The sequence below is a fragment of the Actinosynnema sp. NPDC023794 genome (genome assembly GCF_040639675.1).
Taxonomy (GTDB): Bacteria; Actinomycetota; Actinomycetes; order Mycobacteriales; family Pseudonocardiaceae; genus Actinosynnema; species Actinosynnema luteola.
In genome coordinates this window covers 1-17,375 of record NZ_JBFAFR010000047.1, presented here as the reverse complement: position 1 = coordinate 17,375, position 17,375 = coordinate 1, and the positions used below count along the sequence as shown (strand labels likewise).

The following is a 17,375-nucleotide window of genomic DNA, read 5'->3' as shown; positions in this document are numbered from 1 at the left end:
CAAGTGAATTAATGTCGCCGACGTTTCCTCACGCGGTCTGTTGCGTCCGTCACGGCCGGCCATCTAGGGTCCCCGTCGAAGCGCTTCGATGGGGGAGCTCGCGCTTCCCCGAAGACGAAGGGGACGGTCAGTGCCGAGAGTCCGCCGCTCGCTGTTGTTGCCGCTGGTCGCGTTGCTGCTCGCGGCGCCGTTGCCGGCACACGCCCAGGAACTCCCGTTCCGCGACCCCGACCTGCCGCGCGCGGCACGGATCGACGACCTGCTCGGCCGGTTGACGGTCGACGAGAAGGTCTCGCTGCTGCACCAGTACCAACCGCCGATCCCGAGGCTGGGGATCGGCGCGTTCAAGACCGGCACGGAAGCGCTGCACGGCGTGGCGTGGCTCGGCGAGTCGACGGTCTTCCCGCAGGCCCTCGGCCTGGCGAACACCTGGAACCCCGAGCTGGTCGAGCGGGTCGGCGCGGTCACCGGGCGCGAGGCGCGCGGCTTCCACGCGAAGGACCCGGCGTTGAACGGTCTCAACCTGTGGGCGCCGGTGGTCAACCTGTTGCGCGACCCGAGGTGGGGTCGCAACGAGGAGGGCTACTCGGAGGACCCCTACCTGACCGGCCGGATCTCCACCGCGTTCGGCCAGGGCGTCCAGGGCGACCACCCGGACTACCTGCAGGCGGCGCCGACGCTGAAGCACTACGTGGCCTACAACGTCGAGGACGACCGCGTCACCGTCGATTCGATCGTCCCGCCGCGGATCCTGAAGGACTACGACGAGGCCGCGTTCAAGCCCGCGATCTCGGCGGACGCCGCCACCGGCGTGATGGCGTCGTACAACCTGGTCAACGGCCGCCCCACGCACGTCGGCCCCGAGCTGGACGAGACCGTGCGCTCGTGGACCGACGAGGACCTGATGATCGTCGGCGACGCGAGCGGCGCGTCGAACGTCGCCGGCGCGCAGCGGTACTACCCGAACGAGGTCGAGGGCAACGCGGCGGCCATCCGGGCGGGCCTGGACAACTTCACCGAGGACAACCAGAACTCCGCGCCGACCACGACGTCGATCAAGACCGCGATCGACCGGGGCCTGATCACGGTGGCCGACGTCGAGGACGCCGCGCGGCACGTGCTGTCGATCCGGTTCCGGCTCGGCGAGTTCGACCCGGCCGGGCGCAACCCGTACGCGGGCATCACGCCGGACGTCATCGACGCGCCGGAGCACCGGGAGCTCGCCCGTGAGGTGGCCGCCGAGCAGGTCGTGCTGCTGCGCAACGACAAGAACACCCTGCCGCTGTCCACGTCGGACACGAAGGAGGTCGCGGTCGTCGGCCAGCTCGCGGACACGCTGTACGAGGACTGGTACTCGGGCACGATGCCCTACCGGATCACGCCGGCGAAGGGGATCGCCGAACGGGCCGCGGTCACGTCGAGCGAAGGCGTCGACCGCATCCGGTTGAAGGACCTGGCGACCGGCAAGTACGTCACGGCGTCCACTGCGGACTCCGGCGCCGCGCTCACCGCCACCGAGGCGACGCCGACCGACGCGAGCGGGCTCGACGTGTTCGACTGGGGCGAGGGCACGGTCACGTTGCGGGCCGCCGCGAACGGCAAGACGGTCTCCCTGGGTGACGGGCGCAGCCTGGTCAACAACGCGGCGCAGCCCAACGGCTGGTTCGTCCAGCAGCAGTTCGAGTTCGTGGCCCAGCCCGACGGTTCGGTCGTGCTGGAGTACGCGGGCAACGAGGTCACGCAGTCCTGGTTCGGCCGGAACAAGTACGTCATCGTCGACGCGGACGGCAGGCTGACCGTGGCCGCCGAGACGCCGGCGGCGGCGACGAAGTTCGGGCGCGAGGTCGTGCGCAGCGGCGTGGACAGCGCGGTGGCGGCGGCGAAGGGCGCCGACGCGGCCGTGGTGGTGGTCGGGAGCATGCCGTTCATCAACGGCCGTGAGGACGACGACCGCAAGACCACCGTGCTGCCGGCCGGTCAGCGCGCGGTGATCGACGCGGTCCGCAAGGCGAACCCGCGCACGATCGTCGTGCTGGAGAGCAGCTACCCGTACGCGGGCGACTGGGACACCGCCGACCTGCCCGCCGTCCTGTGGACCACGCACGCGGGCCAGGAGACCGGGCACGCGATCGCCGACGTCCTGTTCGGCGACCACAACCCGAGCGCCAGGCTGACCCAGACGTGGTACCGCTCGGACGCTGACCTGCCGGACAAGCTCCGGTACGACATCTCGAAGTCCGGGCACACCTACCAGTACTTCAAGGGCAAGCCGCTCTACCCGTTCGGGTACGGGCTGAGCTACACGTCGTTCAAGTACTCCCGGCTCAAGCTGGACCGGACCGTCGTGAACGCCTCGGGCGAGGTGAAGGTCCGCGTGGACGTGACGAACACGGGCCGCCGTGCCGGCGCCGAGGTGGTGCAGCTGTACTCCCACCAGAAGAAGTCGCGGGTCCAGCAGCCGGTCAAGCAGCTGCGCGCGTTCGAGCGGGTGGAGCTGCGGCCGGGTGAGACGAAGACGGTGGAGCTGACCGTGCGCGCGGCCGACCTGGCGTTCTGGGACGTGACGCGGGAGAAGCCGGTGGTCGAGAGCGCGCCGCACGAGCTGGCGGTCGGTCCGCTGACCCGCACGATCAGCGTGCGCGGCGAGACGATCCCGCCTCGTGACCTGCGCAAGGCCACGCAGGCGCAGAACTTCGACGACTACTCGGGCGTGACCCTGGTGGACACCACCAAGGACCGCGGCACCTCCGTCGCCTCGACCGCGCCCGGCCAGTGGATCTCGTTCAAGGACGTCGACCTCGGCCGGTCGTCCCGGTCGCTGACGGCCCGGGTGGCGAACCCGGACGCGCCGACGACCGTCGAGGTGCGCCTCGGCGGTCCCACCGGCAGGCTGGTGGGCACGCTCACCGTGCCGACCACGGCCGACAAGTACTCCTGGACCACGGTCTCGTCGCCCTTGCGCGGCGCGACCGGTCGGCAGGACGTGTGCCTGGTCTTCACGGGGAAGGCCCGGATCGACAACCTCACCGTGGAGGGAACATCCTGATGTCCAAGCGTCTTCTGGTGGCCGCGGTCGCGGCCGTGCTGGCCGTGGCCGGCTGCGGGGGTTCAGACGGGGCCTCCGACCCCAACACCCTCAAGCTGTGGCACTACGAGGGTCCGGACAGCGCCATGGGCGTGGCGTGGGCGGAGGCGATCAAGCAGTTCGAGGCCTCGCACCCGGGCGTGAAGGTGGAGTTCGAGGAGAAGGGCTTCGAGCAGATCCAGAAGACGGCCTCGATGGTGCTCAACTCCAAGGACGCGCCGGACATCCTGGAGTACAACAAGGGAAACGCGACCACCGGCCTGCTGTCCAAGCAGGGCCTGCTGACCGACATGAGCGAAGAGGTCACCAAGCGCGGGTGGGACAAGAAGCTCGGGCCGGGCATCGACACGACGGCGAAGTACGACGACCGCGGCGTGATGGGTTCCGGGAAGTGGTACGGCATCCCCAACTACGCCGAGTACGTGATGGTCTACTACAACAAGACCATGTTCGACCAGCAGGGGTTGGCCGCGCCGAAGACCCTGGACGAGCTGACCGCCGCGATGGCGAAGTTCGCCGCCGCCGGCGTCACGCCGCTCGCGCTCGGCGGCGCGGAGTACCCGGCGCACCAGGTGCTGTACCAGCTGGCGCTGACCAAGGCCGACCGCGAGTGGGTGGACCGGTTCCAGCGCTACACCGGTGACGTGAACTTCCACGACAACGCGTGGGTGTTCGGCGCGGAGACCTTCGCCAAGTGGCTGCGCGAGGGCTACATCTCGAAGGACTCGGCCGGCGTGAAGGCCGAGGACATGGGCCTGTCGTTCATGCAGGGCAAGCACCCGATCATGATCAGCGGCAGCTGGTGGTACGGCCGGGTGCAGGCGCAGGTCAAGGACTTCGAGTGGGCCTCGGTGCCGTGGCCGGGCATGACCGCCGGGTCGAGCGGCAACCTGTGGGTCGTGCCCCAGGGCTCGAAGAACAAGCAGCTCGCCTACGACTTCATCGAGATCACCATGTCGCCGGCGATCCAGGACAAGCTGCGCGACGCGGGCGGCATCGCCGTCGCGCCGAGCGGGACCCCCGCCACCGACCCGAAGACCCAGCAGCTCAACGAGGACTTCAAGGCGATCTCCGCCGACGACGGGCTGGCGTTCTACCCGGACTGGCCCGCGCCCGGCTTCTACGACGCCCAGGTCTCGTCGGTGCAGAAGCTGATCACCGGGCAGCTCGGACCGCACGAGGTGCTGACCGAGATGGCGGACTACTACAAGGAGAACACGGCGAGCGTCGGCAAATGAGCCTGGTACCCACGTCGATCCGCGACCGCGGGTCGTACCTGCTCTTCCTCATCCCCGGCGGACTGCTGCTGCTCGCGGTGATCCTGGTGCCGTTCGGGATGAACATCGGCATCAGCTTCACCGAGTGGTCCGGCGCGGGCACGCCCGAGTGGATCGGGCTGGACAACTACACCCGGCTGATGTCGGACGGCACGTTCTGGGCGTCGTTCCGGCACAACGTCGGCCTGGTGGTGGCGATGGCGATCCTGCCGACCCTGGCGGGACTCGTCATCGCCGCCGCCCTGTTCGACTTCATCGGCAAGCACTTCGGGTCGAAGCACGCCAGCATCCTGCGGGCGTGCGTCTACCTGCCGCAGGTGCTGCCGATCGCGGTGGCCGGGATCGTGTGGAGCTGGATCCTGGCGCCGCAGGACGGCGCGCTGAACGAGGTGCTGCGCGCCGTCGGCCTGGACTCGCTGGCGCAGAACTGGCTCGGCGACCCGGACTTCGCGCTGTGGTCGGTGATGGCCGTGATGCTGTGGATCCAGGTCGGCTACCCGGTGGTGATCTTCATGGCCGGGATGCAGCGGGTCGACCCGTCGTTGCACGAGGCCGCGGAGCTGGACGGCGCGTCGTGGTGGGGCCGGTTCTTCCACGTCACCGTGCCGCAGATCCGCCCGGAGATCTTCGTCGTGCTCCTGACCTGCACGATCGCCGCGTTGAAGGTGTTCGCCCCGATCTACGTGCTGACCAGGGGCGGGCCGGGCGGCTCGACCAACGTGCCGTCCTACTACTCGTTCCAGAACTTCTTCGAGAAGACCCAGGTCGGCTACGGCGCGGCCATCGCCACCGTCCTCACCGTGCTGATCCTGGTCCTCACGACGGTGTTCCTGCGCGTGCAGAACCGGGGTGAGCGATGAGGCGGCACGCGGTGCTGTGGTCGATGATCCTGCTGGCCGCGGTGATGCTGGTGCCGTTCGCCATCGTCGCGCTCAACGCGGTGAAGACGCCGGCCGAGTACTCCACCGGCGGTCCGCTGGACCTGCCGAGCGGCGTGTCGCTGGACGGCATCATCGCCTTCTGGGAACGGGTCGACTTCGGCGAGAAGCTGCTCAACAGCGTGGTCATCAGCGGATCGGTCGCCGTGCTCGCGGTCGTCGTGTCGGTGTTCAACGCCTACGCGCTGGGCATCGGCCGCGTGAAGGGCCGGCTGTGGATCCTGGTGGTGTTCCTCATCGCGAACACCCTGCCGCAGGAGGCGCTGGCGTACCCGCTGTACTTCCTGGCCAACGAGACCGGCCTGTACGACACCAAGCTCGCCGTGATCATCATCTTCACGGTGATCCAGGCCGCGTTCGGCACCTACCTGCTCACCTCGACGCTCGGCGGCTTCCCGCGCGAGCTGCTGGAGGCCGCCCGCATCGACGGCGCGAACAAGTGGCAGACGTTGGTGCGGATCGTGGTGCCGATCAGCCGGCCCACGCTCGGCGTGCTGTTCGTGTTCTTCTTCATCTGGACCTGGAACGAGTTCTTCCTCCCGCTGGTGCTGCTGATCTCCAACGAGAACCAGACCGTGCCGGTCGCGTTGGGCGTGCTGCAGGGCCAGCGGATGATGGACGCCACCATGACCAGCGCCTCGGCGCTGCTCGGCGTCATCCCGGCCATCGTCTTCTTCCTCATCTTCCAACGCGCGTTGACCCGCGGCATCACGGCAGGAGCAGTGAAGTGAAGTTCAGCGACGGGTACTGGCTGCTTCGGCCAGGGGTCGAGGCCGCCTATCCGGTCGAGGTTCACGACGTCGCCGTGGGGAACGGCGAGGTCGTCGTGCACGCGTCGACCCGTCCGATCCGGCACCGCGGCGACATGCTCAAGGGTCCCGTGGTCGCGCTGGGCCTCACCTCGCCGATGGCCGACGTGATCGGCGTGCAGATCACGCACTTCTCCGGTGAGGCGCCCAAGGAGCCGGCGTTCGCGCTGGCCTCCGACGGCACGCACGAGGCGAAGGTGGTGGACGACGACGCCGGGGTGGTGATGACCGCCGGCGCGCTGTCGGTGCGGGTGCACCGGGGCGAGCAGTGGCAGGTCGACTTCACCGCCGACGGCCGTCCGCTGACCAGCAGCGGCGCCAAGGGCATCGGCTTCATGACGGTGGACGGCACGCACCACGTCCGCGAGCAGCTGGTCATGGGCGTCGGCGACACCGTCTACGGGCTGGGGGAGCGGTTCGGCCCGCTGGTCAAGAACGGCCAGACGGTCGACATCTGGAACGCCGACGGCGGCACGAGCAGCGAGCAGGCGTACAAGAACGTCCCGTTCTACCTCACGAACGCCGGTTACGGGATCTTCGTCAACCACCCCGGGCACGTGTCGTTCGAGGTGGGCTCGGAGGCGGTGTCGAAGGTCCAGTTCAGCGTCGAGGGCCAGTCGCTGGAGTACTTCCTGATCTACGGTCCGACGCCGCGCGAGATCCTGCGCAAGTACACCGCGCTCACCGGGCGGCCCGCGTTGCCACCCGCGTGGTCGTTCGGCCTGTGGCTGTCGACGTCGTTCACCACGGACTACGACGAGCAGACCGTGTCGGGGTTCATCGACGGCATGCTGGAGCGCGACCTGCCGTTGAGCGTGTTCCACTTCGACTGCTTCTGGATGCGCGAGTTCCACTGGTGCGACTTCGAGTGGGACCCGCGCACGTTCCCCGACCCGGTCGGCATGCTCGACCGCCTGCGCGCCAAGGGCCTGCGGATCTCGGTGTGGATCAACCCGTACATCGCGCAGCGGTCGCCGCTGTTCGCCGAGGGCAAGGCGAACGGCTACCTGCTGCGCAAGCGGAACGGCGACGTGTGGCAGTGGGACCTGTGGCAGCCGGGCATGGCGTTGGTCGACTTCACCAACCCGGCCGCCCGCGCCTGGTACTCGGCGAAGCTGGACGCCCTGCTGGCACAGGGGGTCGACTGCTTCAAGACCGACTTCGGCGAGCGCGTGCCGACCGACGTGGTCTACCACGACGGCTCCGACCCGGAGCGGATGCACAACTACTACACCCACCTCTACAACCAGACGGTGTTCGACGTGCTGCGCAAGCGGCGCGGCGAGGGTGAGGCGGTGGTGTTCGCCCGGTCCGCCACGGCCGGCTCGCAGCAGTTCCCGGTGCACTGGGGCGGCGACTGCGAGGCCACGTACGAGTCGATGGCGGAGAGCCTGCGCGGCGGGCTGTCGCTCGGCCTGTCCGGTTTCGGTTACTGGAGCCACGACATCGGCGGGTTCGAGGGCACGCCGTCGGCGGCGCTGTTCAAGCGGTGGATCGCGTTCGGCCTGCTGTCCTCGCACAGCCGGCTGCACGGCAGCGCGTCCTACCGCGTGCCGTGGCTGTTCGACGAGGAGTCCGTCGACGTGCTGCGGCACTTCACCAAGCTGAAGCTGCGACTGATGCCGTACCTGGACGGCGCGGCGCGGCAGGCCACCGCCGAAGGCGTGCCGATGATGCGGGCGATGGTGGTGGAGTTCCCGGACGACCCGGGCTGCGCGCACCTCGAACGGCAGTACATGCTCGGCGACGATTTGCTGGTCGCGCCGGTGTTCTCGGACGAGGGCGACGTGTCGTACTACGTCCCCGAGGGCGCTTGGACCCACCTGTTGACCGGTGAGACCGTGCGGGGCCCGCGCTGGGTCCGCGACCGCTGCGACTTCCTCACCGCGCCGGTGCTCGTGCGGCCGAACACGATCCTGCCGGTCGGCGCGGTCGACGACCGGCCGGACTACGACTACGCCGAGGGCGTCACGCTGCGGGTCTACCAGCTGTCCGACGGCGATCACGTGACGGTGGTCGGCGACACGACGTTCCGCACGCACCGCCAGGGCGACGAGATCCGGGTCGAGGCCGAGGGCGCGCCGTCGACTTGGCGGCTGCTGCTGGTCGGCGCCGAAGCGGTCGACGGCGTCGACGGTGGCGCGGTGGGCTCGCACCCCGACGGTGTGCTCGTCACCGCCGAGGACGGCGCCCTGGCCCTGCGGGGGATCCGATGAGGCGGCTGTTAGCGGTCCTGCTCCTGTTAGCGGGTTCGCTGGCCGTGACCACGCCGGTGGTCGCGGCCAGCGCGCCCGCCGAGAAGCGGCACGAGGTCGCGTACGACCGGTACTCGCTCACCGTGGACGGCGAGCGGGTCATGCTGTGGTCGGGCGAGTTCCACTACTTCCGGCTGCCCAGCCCCGAGCTGTGGCGCGACGTGCTGGAGAAGGTCCGGGCCGCCGGGTTCACCGGCGTGTCGCTGTACTTCCACTGGGGCTACCACTCGCCGTCGCCGGGCGTCTACGACTTCACCGGCGTGCGCGACGTGGACCGGTTGCTGCGGATGGCCGACGAGCTCGGCCTGTACGTGGTGGCCCGCCCCGGGCCGTACATCAACGCCGAGACCAGCGGCGGCGGCTTCCCCGCGTGGTTGAAGGCGGTGGAGGGCCGGGCCCGGTCCAGCGACCCCGGCTACACGGCCGCGTACCGGGAGTGGCTGGGCCACATCAATCCGATCATCGCCCGGCACCAGGTGTCGCGCGGCGGTTCGGTGATCGCCTACAACGTGGAGAACGAGTACGCGGTCAACGTCGACCCGGCCTACATGGAGGACCTCCAGCGGCAGGCCCGCGCCGCCGGCGTCGACGTGCCGATCGTGCACAACAACTGCTGCGGCGGGAACCTGGCGAACTGGTCGTCCGGCCAGGGCGCGGTGCAGATCCCCGGCGTCGACGACTACCCGCAGTCGTTCGAGTGCCACAAGCCCGACTCCTGGGGCCCGTGGGGCGACGGCGTCACGCGCAGGCTGCGCGACGACGCGCCGGTGTACGCGGCCGAGTACCAGGCAGGCGCGATCGACCTGAACGACGCCGGGTACGACAAGTGCCGCGAGCTGACCGGCCCGAGTTACATGAAGGTGTTCTACAAGAACAACGCCATCTCCAGCGGTGCCACCATGTACGGCTACTACATGACGTTCGGCGGCACGTCGTGGGGTTGGCTGCCGCAGCCGAACGACGTCTACACCTCCTACGACTACGGCTCCGCGATCACCGAGTCGCGTCAGCTCACCGCCAAGTACGACGAGTTCAAGCGGCAGGGCTACTTCATGACCACGGTCGCGCCGCTGACCAAGACCGACGAGACCGCGGCCCCCGTGCCCGCCGACCCGGCCGTGCTGGCCCGGGCCAGGGCGAACCCCGACACCGGCACGCAGTTCGTGCTGGTGCGACAGGCCGGACTCGCCGGGGCCGCCGACGTGTCCACGACCCTGGACTGGTCCACCCCGGACGGCCGCTACCGGGTGCCGGTGCGGGTGAACGGCCGCGACGCCAAGATCCTCGTCGCCGGGTACGACCTCGGCGGCCAGCGGTTGGTGTGGTCGAGCTCCGAGATCCTCACCCACGTGGACGTCTCCGGTCGCGACGTCGCGGTGCTCTACGGCCGTGACGGCGAACAAGGCTCCACCGTCCTGCGCTACGACTCGGAGCCGACCGTCGAGGTGCTCGACGGCCAGGTCCGCAGCTCCTACGCCGACGGCGACCTGCGGCTGGACTACACCCACACCGGCCTGGCCCGCGTGCTCGTCACCGGCGGCGGGCGGCAGCCGGTGCTGCTGATGCTCGGCACCGACGAGACCGCCGCGCAGTTCTGGCGGCAGGACACCGCGGCCGGGCCCGTCCTGGTCCGCGGCACGTCGCTGGTCCGCTCCGCCGAGATCAAGGGCGGCCGGCTCGCGCTGCGCGCCGACACCGACCGCGGAGGCGAGGTCGAGGTGTTCGCCCCGGCACGTCACCTCTCCGTCGGAGGACGTCCGGTGCCCGTGCGCCGGACGTCGAGCGGTTCCCTGCTCGGCTCGCTGCCCGGCCCGGAGCAGGTGAGCCTGCCCGAGCTGACCGACTGGCGGTACCGCCCGGAAGCGCCCGGCCAGGGCGAGTCCGGCTGGACGACGGCGGACAAGACCACCACGGCGAGCCCGATCAAGCCCAAGACGCTCCCGGTGCTGTACGCCGACGAGTACGGCCACCACAACGGCCACGTCTGGTACCGCGGCCGGTTCACCGCCACCGGCGCCGAGAAGACCATCTCCGTCAACGCCATCACCGGCAGGCGCGGCATCTACCAGGTGTGGCTCGACGGGCGCTACCTCGGCTCGGCCGCCGGCGGCGTCCAGGCCGACTCCGAACCGGTGAACCCCGATCCCGGGCGCGGTGACTTCGCCGTGCCCGAGGGGCTGCTGGCCGCCGGGCGGCAGGCGACGTTGACGGTGCTGGTCGGGAACATGGGCCACAACGACGACTGGACCGCCGACGACGTCCGCCACAAGCAGCCGCGCGGCTTGTTCGGGGTGGTGGTCGAGGGCTCGACCGCGCCGATCTCGTGGCAGATCCGGGGTTCGCGGCCGACGGACGGCGAACGCGGACCGATGAACACCGGCGGCCTGCACGGCGAGCGCGCCGGCTGGCACCTGCCCGGTTCCGGCGGCTGGCAGCGGCCACCGGGAACGCTGACGCCCGGCGTGTCCTGGTACCGCACCGACTTCGAGCTGGACCTGCCGCGCGGGCACGACGTCTCGCTCGGCCTGCGGTTCGAGGACGCCACCGCGCGCGGTTACCGGGTGCTGATCTTCGTCAACGGCTGGAACATGGGCCAGTGCCTCAACGACGTCGGCCCACAACGGGAGTTCGTGCTCCCGAACGGCGTGCTGCGCGACCACAACACGCTCACCTTCGCCGTGATCGCGACCGCGGCGGCGCAGGGTGACCCCGGGAAGGTGAGCCTGGTGACCCTAGGGAACCACCGGACCGGTGCTGCCCCGAGTCGTTAGCCGGGGCGGCAGCAGCCGCACCTCGGGTTCGGCGGGGCCGTCGAGCTGGCGCATCGCCAGTTCGACGGCCAGCCGCCCGAGGTCGACGGCCGGGAGGTCGACCGAGGACAGCGGCACGGCCTGCGCCTGCGCCACGTCCGGCGGGCAGACCGCCAGCACCGAGATGTCGCGCGGGACGCTCAGGCCTCGTCGCGCCAGCTCCGACAGCAGCGGGCCGAGGATGGCCTCGTTGTGCACCACCAGGCCGGTGACCGGGCGGTGGTCGTCCAGCAGGCCGTCCAGGCACTCCCGGAGGCCGTCGTAGGTGGGCACGCAGGCCAGCGTGGCGGCCTCGACGCCCAGACTCGCGGCGGTCCGCCGGAACCCGCTCAGGAACCGGCCGGCGTAGCTCGTGCCGCGCTGGTAGACGGCGGGGGAGGGGCCGATGAGCGCGATGTCGCGGTGACCGAGGTCGGCGAGGTGGTGCACGCACTCCGACGCGGCGGCGGTGAAGTCGAGGTCGACGCAGGTCAGCGCCTGCGGGTCGGCCGGCACGCCGATCAGCACCGCGGGCCTGCCCAGCTCGCGCAGCACCGGGACGCGGGGCTCGGCCGCTTCGACGTCCATCACGATGATCGCGTCGGCGAGCGAGGAGGCCACCACCCGGTGCAGACCTTCCGCGCCCTCGTCGGCGGTCAGCAGCAGCACGTCGTGGTCGTGGGAGCGGGCCTCGGTGACCGTGGCCGCGACGAACTGCATCAGCACGGGGACGTTCAGGTCGGTGCGCAGCGGCACGACGAGGGCGAGCACGTTCGTGCGGCTGCTGGCCAGCGCCCGCGCGCCCGCGTTCGGCCGGTAGCCGAGCGCGCGGATGCTGTGGTGCACGCGGCGCCGGGTGGTCTCCGAGATCGAGCGCTTGCCGGACAGCACGTACGACACGGTGCTGGGCGAGACTCCCGCCGCCCGGGCGACGTCGGCGATGGTGACCATCGGTGGATCATAGTACGTCGGAGTCGCTCCGGGTTCCTTCTGATGTCCATTGTAGACGAGTGAGTCGCGCTCGTGATTGAGAGCGCTAACAGCAGGTGTCGAGGAGCGCACCGTTGCGGTAGGCTTGATTTCCGACAGAAACAAACGTGGTGCAGTCGACTGTGCGGCAGTGCGTTCAGGCGGGGCTTTCCGTTAGCGCTAACACCCAGATGGGCGCCAGGCGGGCGGGGCGATCCGACATGACGGTGTAAGCGCTTTCCCGGCAGTGCAGGCGCGCGTCGTCGTTCGGTGAGCGCTTTCCCGGGGTGCACTCGTCCTACCTGGAGAACCCCGGCATGGTCGCCGAGGCCGGCTACGACACGTCCGGCCGGCGCGAGGTCTCGGTGCCGCACCCCTGGCAGACCGACGGCCTCGACCACCCGATCTTCCGCGACATCGCCGCCGCGAGCCGGCCGGACGACCCGCCCCGCGTGCCGCGCGACGTCACCCCGCAGGGCGCCACGCGCACCCCTGCCGTACCTGCCGCGCGTCAGCGTCCCGCTCGCCGCTGCCCGACAGCTACGGCCGGTTCGCCTGGCACGGCCGCGAGGCGGAGAGCTACGTCGACCGCAGGGACGGCACGCCGATCGGCGTCCACTCGTCCACCGTGGACGAGCAGTGCGTCGACTACCACCGGCCGCGGGACCACGACACGCCGAACCCGGTGCGGCAACGCAGCCAGGTCCGCCCGGACACCACCTACGACCACACGCTGACCGTGCGTCCGCTGACCGTGCAGGAGACTCGCGCGGGCCGCCCCCGGGGGCGTGACCGACGGCGGGGTTCACCGGACCCCCTCCGGTGAACCCCGCCCTCACGCGGCCGCGTCGAGGCGTTGGCGCTGGTCGGCGGTCAGTTCCAGGGACACACCGGCGAACGCGTCGTCGAGCTGCTCGACCGTGCTGACGCCGACGATCGGCGTGATGTCCGTGCCGCCGCCGGTCAGCCACGCCAGCACGACCTGGTTGCGGTTCGTGCCGGTTTCGGCGGCGACCTCGTCGAGGACGGCGAGGCGGTTCGTGGTGCCGGGGTGGTCGTACTCGGCGGGCAGCGGCTTGTCGGTTCGCGTGTAACTGCCGCTCAGCAGCGGTGTGTACGACCACAGCGCCATGTCCGGGTGGTGTTCGAGGTAGTGGATCACCTCGTCGCTGACCGCGCCGAACCGGTGCACCACGGTTGGCTGCGTCCCGGGGCGCGGTCGCAGGTACGTGTGGTGCTGCTGCACGGCGGTGTAGCCGGCCCGACCGGTGGCCTGGGCGATCCGGCGCGCCCGTTCGACCTGCCAGACGGGGTAGTTGGAGCAGCCGAGGCGGCCGACCGCGCCGGCGGACACCAGCTCGTCGAACGCGGCGACCGTCTCCTCCAACGGTGTCACCGGATCGGGCTTGTGCGCCCAGTACAGCTCGACGTGGTCCGTGCCGAGCCGGCGGAGGCTGGCCTCGATCCCGTTCTTGACGACACCGGCCGACAGTCCCTCGGCCGTCTCCGGGAACCGGCCCGCCTCGGTCGGCTCGCAGCCCACCTTGGTGCTGATCCGGACGCGGTCGCGGACGCCGGGGCGGCGCGCCAGCCAACGTCCGAGCAACGCCTCGCTCTGCCCGCCGAACCCACTGGGGTCCGCCCAGAACGCGTAGCAGTTCGCGGTGTCGATCCAGACGCCACCGGCGTCCACGAAGCGGTCCAGGATCTCGAACGACCGCCGCTCGTCGGTGGCCGTGCCGAACAACATGGCCCCAAGAGCCAACTTCTCAACCATGACCACCACGGTAGGTGGATTCGGCTCGGCATTACTCTCCAATCCCGTGACGGTTTCCCAGACCAATTTCGCGTGGGCGACGCTCCTGGAGGTCGGTGGACGTGGCCGCCTGCACGACCGCTTGGCGCACGCGCTGCGTGCCGCGATCCGGGACGGCCGGCTGGCGGAGGGCGCCGCCGTGCCGCCGAGCCGGGCGCTGGCGGAGGACCTCGGCTGCTCCCGCTGGGTCGTGACGGAGGCGTACGGGCAACTCGTCGCGGAGGGCTACCTCACCGCGCGGGTGGGTTCGGCGACGCGTGTCTCGTGGTCACCCGTGACGGAGCCCTCGCGCCCCCGCACTCAGGGCGCACCGGCCCGGCCGGTGATCCGGTACGACCTGGCGCCCGGTCTGCCGGACCTGAGGGCGTTCCCGCGCCGTCGGTGGGCCGACGCGGTCCGGGCGGTCATCGGCTCGGCCGTCCACTACGACCTGGACATCCCCGACCCGGCCGGGCACGCGGCGCTGCGCACCACGCTCGCGGACTACCTGCGGCGTTCCCGCGCCGCGGACGCCGACGCCGCGTCCGTGTTCGTGTGCGCCGGCGTCACCGACGGCTTGGTCCGCACGTGCCGCGCGCTGCACGCCGAGGGGATCAGGGACGTGGCGGTCGAACACCCGGGTTGGCCGCGCCTGCGTGCCGCCGCGACCAGCGCCGGCCTGCGCGTGCACCACGTGCCGGTGGACCACGACGGCCTCCGGGTGGACGACCTGACCCGCACACCGGCACGGGCGGTCGTGGTCGGCGCGGCGCACCAGTTCCCGACCGGCGCGGTGCTGTCACCGGCGCGCCGGGCGGGCCTCGTGCGATGGGCCCGTGAGGTCGACGGGTACGTCATCGAGGACGACTACGACGCCGAGTTCCGCTACGACCACCACCCGGTCGCCGTCATGCAGGGCATGGAACCCGGCCGGGTCTTCCTCCTCGGCACGGTCAGCAAGACCCTCTCACCGGCCCTCGGCCTCGGCTGGCTGGTCGCGCCCGCCACCACGATCCCGGCGCTGCGGACCGCGAACCCGGTGGCCGTCGCGCCACCGGTCCTCGACCAGCTGGCGCTGTCCACCTTCATCGACCGGGGCTGGTACGACGCCCACCTCCGCGCGGCCCGCCGCCGCTTCCGCTCCCGCCGCGACCTGCTGCTCAAGACCCTCGCCGCCGAAGTGCCGGAGGGCCGTCCCGCCGGCACCGCCGCGGGGCTGCACATCCTCCTGCACCTGCCGGACGACACCGACACCCGGCGCACCGTCCAAGCCGCGGCGTCCGCCGGTCTGCGCCTGGCGGACCTGGACGACTACCGCACGGAGGAGTCGCCGGGACGCGCCCTCGTCCTCGGGTACGGCAACATCGGCGACACCGAGATCCCGTCGGCCGCGACGCTCCTGCGCGAGGCGCTGCGGTCGGCCACGGCTCGGCGGACCCCGAGCTCCGCCTAGCGGTGGGCGGCCTGTGTTCGACGGCCCAGCGCCGGACGGCCTCGTTGCGGCGAGGCGCGTCGGCCCCGCACCGGCCCGCGCGCGTGCGCAGCCGGTGGGGCAGCATCCGTCTCGTGGCCGAACGCGGCCGGCGGGGCGCGCCGAACGCCGCACCGCGGTCCGCGGCGGTGTGACCGTCCGGCGATCATCACCGTGCGTGCCGAAAGGGTCGGAAACGGTGACGTTACGCTGATGTCGGGAGGTGGTTCGGGGTGCGGTTGCCGTTCGGCGTGCACGAGTCGGTGCGCGCGGAGTTCGAGCGGCGGTGGTCGCGCGCCCGGGCGTTGGTGCTGCTCGGTTTCCTCGCGCCGCCGGCGGTGAGCCTGGTCGTCGCACTCGTGGCGCCGTGGTCGGGCCTGGTCGTGCCGGGCTGGGTCCTGCTGGTGATCGGCGTCGTGACGCCGGTGTGGTTCCTGGTCCGCCGGGTCTACGTGCACCGGCCGGGGTGGTGGGCCGGGCTGGTCCTGTACGCGGGCGCGGCGCAGGCGCTCGGGATCGGGTTCGTCATCGGGAACGCGCTGCTCGCGTTGCCGACCGTCGCGGCGACGGCGGTCGCGGGCGCGCTGGTGACGAAGGCGAAGGCGGTGCTGATGGACGCGTCCGGCGGCGCGATCGCCGGCACGACGCTGGGCGTGCGCAGCGCGTCGCGGCAGGTCCGCAACGCCACCGGGCACCCCGTGCTCGCGCACGCCAACTTCGACGGCGAGCTGCTGCGCTGGCACGTGCTCACCGGACCGTCCACCCCGGACGTCTCCGGCGGCGAGCTGCCGTTGCGCGAGATCACCGACGTCTGGGTGGCCGACGCGCGGGACGCGCCGGGTGGCGAGGTGGTCGTGGTCCGCACCGCGGCCGTGCACGACGTCGAACTGGTCGTCGGGCGCCCGCACGACTTCGCCGCCCTCCTCGACCGGCGGTTGGCGCTGCTCCGGCAGCCCGACTGGTCGTAGCGGCCGGGCGCGCGTGACGTCCGCCCTTGTTACTCGTTGGTCAAGTCGACGTCCGACGACGGAAGGGGCAGCGGCCATGGCGACCGAACGGTTGCGGCTGGAGGACGGCACGGAGCTGAACGTGGCACGCAGCGGCCCGCCCGACGCCGAGCTGACCGTGGTGCTCGCCCACGGCTACGCGCTGGACCACCGCAGTTGGCACCGGGTGGTGGCGGCGCTGCCGGAGTCCGTGCGGGTGATCGCCTACGACCACCGCGGCCACGGCGCCTCCTCGCCCGCCGACAAGGAGACCGCGACGATCGAGCAGCTCGGCGACGACCTGGGCGAGTTGATCGAGTGGCTGGTACCCGACGGGCGGGTCGTCGTGGCGGGCCACTCGATGGGCGGCATGGCCGCGATGGCGATGGCCGAGCGCCGTCCCCGCCTCTACCGGCAGCGGGTGGCGGGCGTGGTGTTCGTCTCGACCGCCGCCACGGGGCTGGCGGAGACGTCGCTGGCCTGGCCCAAGGCGCTCGGCAAGCTGGTGCGCGAGCTGGAACGCGCGTTCGGGCCGCTGGTGAGGGCGGTGCGGGAGAAGATCGAGCCCGCGAAGACGGCCGGGTTGCGCTGGTGGTTGTTCGGCGACGAGCCCCGCAAGGAGGACGTCGACCTGACCGCGGAGATGGTGTGGTCGCACTGGCCGGAGACCATCGCGTTGTTCCGACCGGCGGTCGACCGGTACGACCGCGAGGCCGCGCTGTCCGTCGCGGGCGAACGCCCGGTGATCGCCATCGTGGGCGATGAGGACCGGTTGGTGCCCGAGTCCAACGCCAAGGCGCTGGCCGCGGCGGTCGGCGGCGAGTCCGTGGTGGTGGAGGACGCGGGCCACATGCTGCCGCTGGAGGCGCCGGCCGAGGTGGCGGCCCGGATCATGGAGCTGGGCGCCTAGTGTCCTGCGCCAGGAATTCGATCAAGATATGAGGCGAGGCGGTCGAGGATCTCGTCCGCGTCCTTGGTCCAGATGAAGGGCTTGGGGTCCT

General features: G+C 71.1%; 12 protein-coding genes and 1 pseudogene. 11 read left to right on the top strand and 2 right to left on the bottom strand.

The features are described 5' to 3' along the window. Nucleotides 1–130 precede the first annotated feature (130 nt). From AB0H12_RS42410 to AB0H12_RS42385, 6 genes are read left to right on the top strand one after another with little or no spacing between them, the layout of a single operon-like run. Nucleotides 131–3,046: a glycoside hydrolase family 3 protein gene (locus AB0H12_RS42410; RefSeq protein WP_499631538.1), complete on the top strand. Its 2,916-nt coding sequence runs from the start codon at nucleotides 131–133 to the stop codon at nucleotides 3,044–3,046. Further along, on the top strand, nucleotides 3,046–4,323 hold the full coding sequence (locus tag AB0H12_RS42405; RefSeq protein WP_499631536.1) for an ABC transporter substrate-binding protein: 1,278 nt from the start codon (nucleotides 3,046–3,048) through the stop codon (nucleotides 4,321–4,323). Before AB0H12_RS42410 ends, AB0H12_RS42405 begins: the two co-directional genes overlap by 1 nt. Continuing rightward, complete coding sequence (locus tag AB0H12_RS42400) at nucleotides 4,320–5,222, top strand: carbohydrate ABC transporter permease (RefSeq protein ID WP_499631533.1); 903 nt, start codon at nucleotides 4,320–4,322, stop codon at nucleotides 5,220–5,222. The genes AB0H12_RS42405 and AB0H12_RS42400 overlap by 4 nt, the downstream gene beginning before the upstream one ends. Further along, entirely contained in the window at nucleotides 5,219–6,031 is an 813-nt protein-coding gene (locus AB0H12_RS42395) for a carbohydrate ABC transporter permease (protein ID WP_499631530.1), read from the top strand. Before AB0H12_RS42400 ends, AB0H12_RS42395 begins: the two co-directional genes overlap by 4 nt. After that, a complete protein-coding gene (gene yicI, locus AB0H12_RS42390) occupies nucleotides 6,028–8,325 on the top strand; it encodes an alpha-xylosidase (protein ID WP_499631527.1) in 2,298 nt (765 codons plus the stop codon). Before AB0H12_RS42395 ends, yicI begins: the two co-directional genes overlap by 4 nt. Beyond that, nucleotides 8,322–11,135: a beta-galactosidase gene (locus tag AB0H12_RS42385; protein WP_499631524.1), complete on the top strand. Its 2,814-nt coding sequence runs from the start codon at nucleotides 8,322–8,324 to the stop codon at nucleotides 11,133–11,135. Before yicI ends, AB0H12_RS42385 begins: the two co-directional genes overlap by 4 nt. On the opposite strand, the gene AB0H12_RS42380 is transcribed toward AB0H12_RS42385, so the two are convergent. Beyond that, on the bottom strand, nucleotides 11,097–12,104 hold the full coding sequence (locus AB0H12_RS42380; RefSeq protein ID WP_499631521.1) for a LacI family DNA-binding transcriptional regulator: 1,008 nt from the start codon (nucleotides 12,102–12,104) through the stop codon (nucleotides 11,097–11,099). The genes AB0H12_RS42385 and AB0H12_RS42380 overlap by 39 nt on opposite strands. Before the next feature lie 394 nt (nucleotides 12,105–12,498). Here AB0H12_RS42380 and AB0H12_RS42375 point away from each other — a divergent pair. Beyond that, nucleotides 12,499–12,735: pseudogene (locus AB0H12_RS42375) on the top strand (hypothetical protein); the annotation flags it as partial. Nucleotides 12,736–12,750: 15 nt separating this feature from the next. Continuing rightward, the gene (locus AB0H12_RS42370) at nucleotides 12,751–12,948 is read left to right on the top strand and encodes a hypothetical protein (protein WP_499631518.1); all 198 of its coding nucleotides are present in this window, start codon (nucleotides 12,751–12,753) and stop codon (nucleotides 12,946–12,948) included. A gap of 9 nt (nucleotides 12,949–12,957) precedes the next feature. On the opposite strand, the gene AB0H12_RS42365 is transcribed toward AB0H12_RS42370, so the two are convergent. After that, a complete protein-coding gene (locus tag AB0H12_RS42365; protein ID WP_499631515.1) occupies nucleotides 12,958–13,899 on the bottom strand; it encodes an aldo/keto reductase in 942 nt (313 codons plus the stop codon). A gap of 46 nt (nucleotides 13,900–13,945) precedes the next feature. Here AB0H12_RS42365 and pdxR point away from each other — a divergent pair, with 46 nt between their 5' ends. The 3 genes from pdxR (at nucleotide 13,946) to AB0H12_RS42350 (ending at nucleotide 17,284) form a co-directional block, all read left to right on the top strand. Further along, nucleotides 13,946–15,370, top strand: coding sequence for a MocR-like pyridoxine biosynthesis transcription factor PdxR (gene pdxR / locus AB0H12_RS42360; protein ID WP_499631512.1), 1,425 nt, complete (start codon nucleotides 13,946–13,948; stop codon nucleotides 15,368–15,370). Between the two features lie 251 nt (nucleotides 15,371–15,621). Further along, a complete protein-coding gene (locus tag AB0H12_RS42355) occupies nucleotides 15,622–16,356 on the top strand; it encodes a hypothetical protein (RefSeq protein WP_499631509.1) in 735 nt (244 codons plus the stop codon). Between the two features lie 76 nt (nucleotides 16,357–16,432). Beyond that, nucleotides 16,433–17,284 carry an alpha/beta fold hydrolase gene (locus AB0H12_RS42350; RefSeq protein ID WP_499631508.1) on the top strand — a complete coding sequence of 284 codons (852 nt, stop codon included), beginning with the start codon at nucleotides 16,433–16,435 and terminating at the stop codon, nucleotides 17,282–17,284. Nucleotides 17,285–17,375 lie beyond the last annotated feature (91 nt).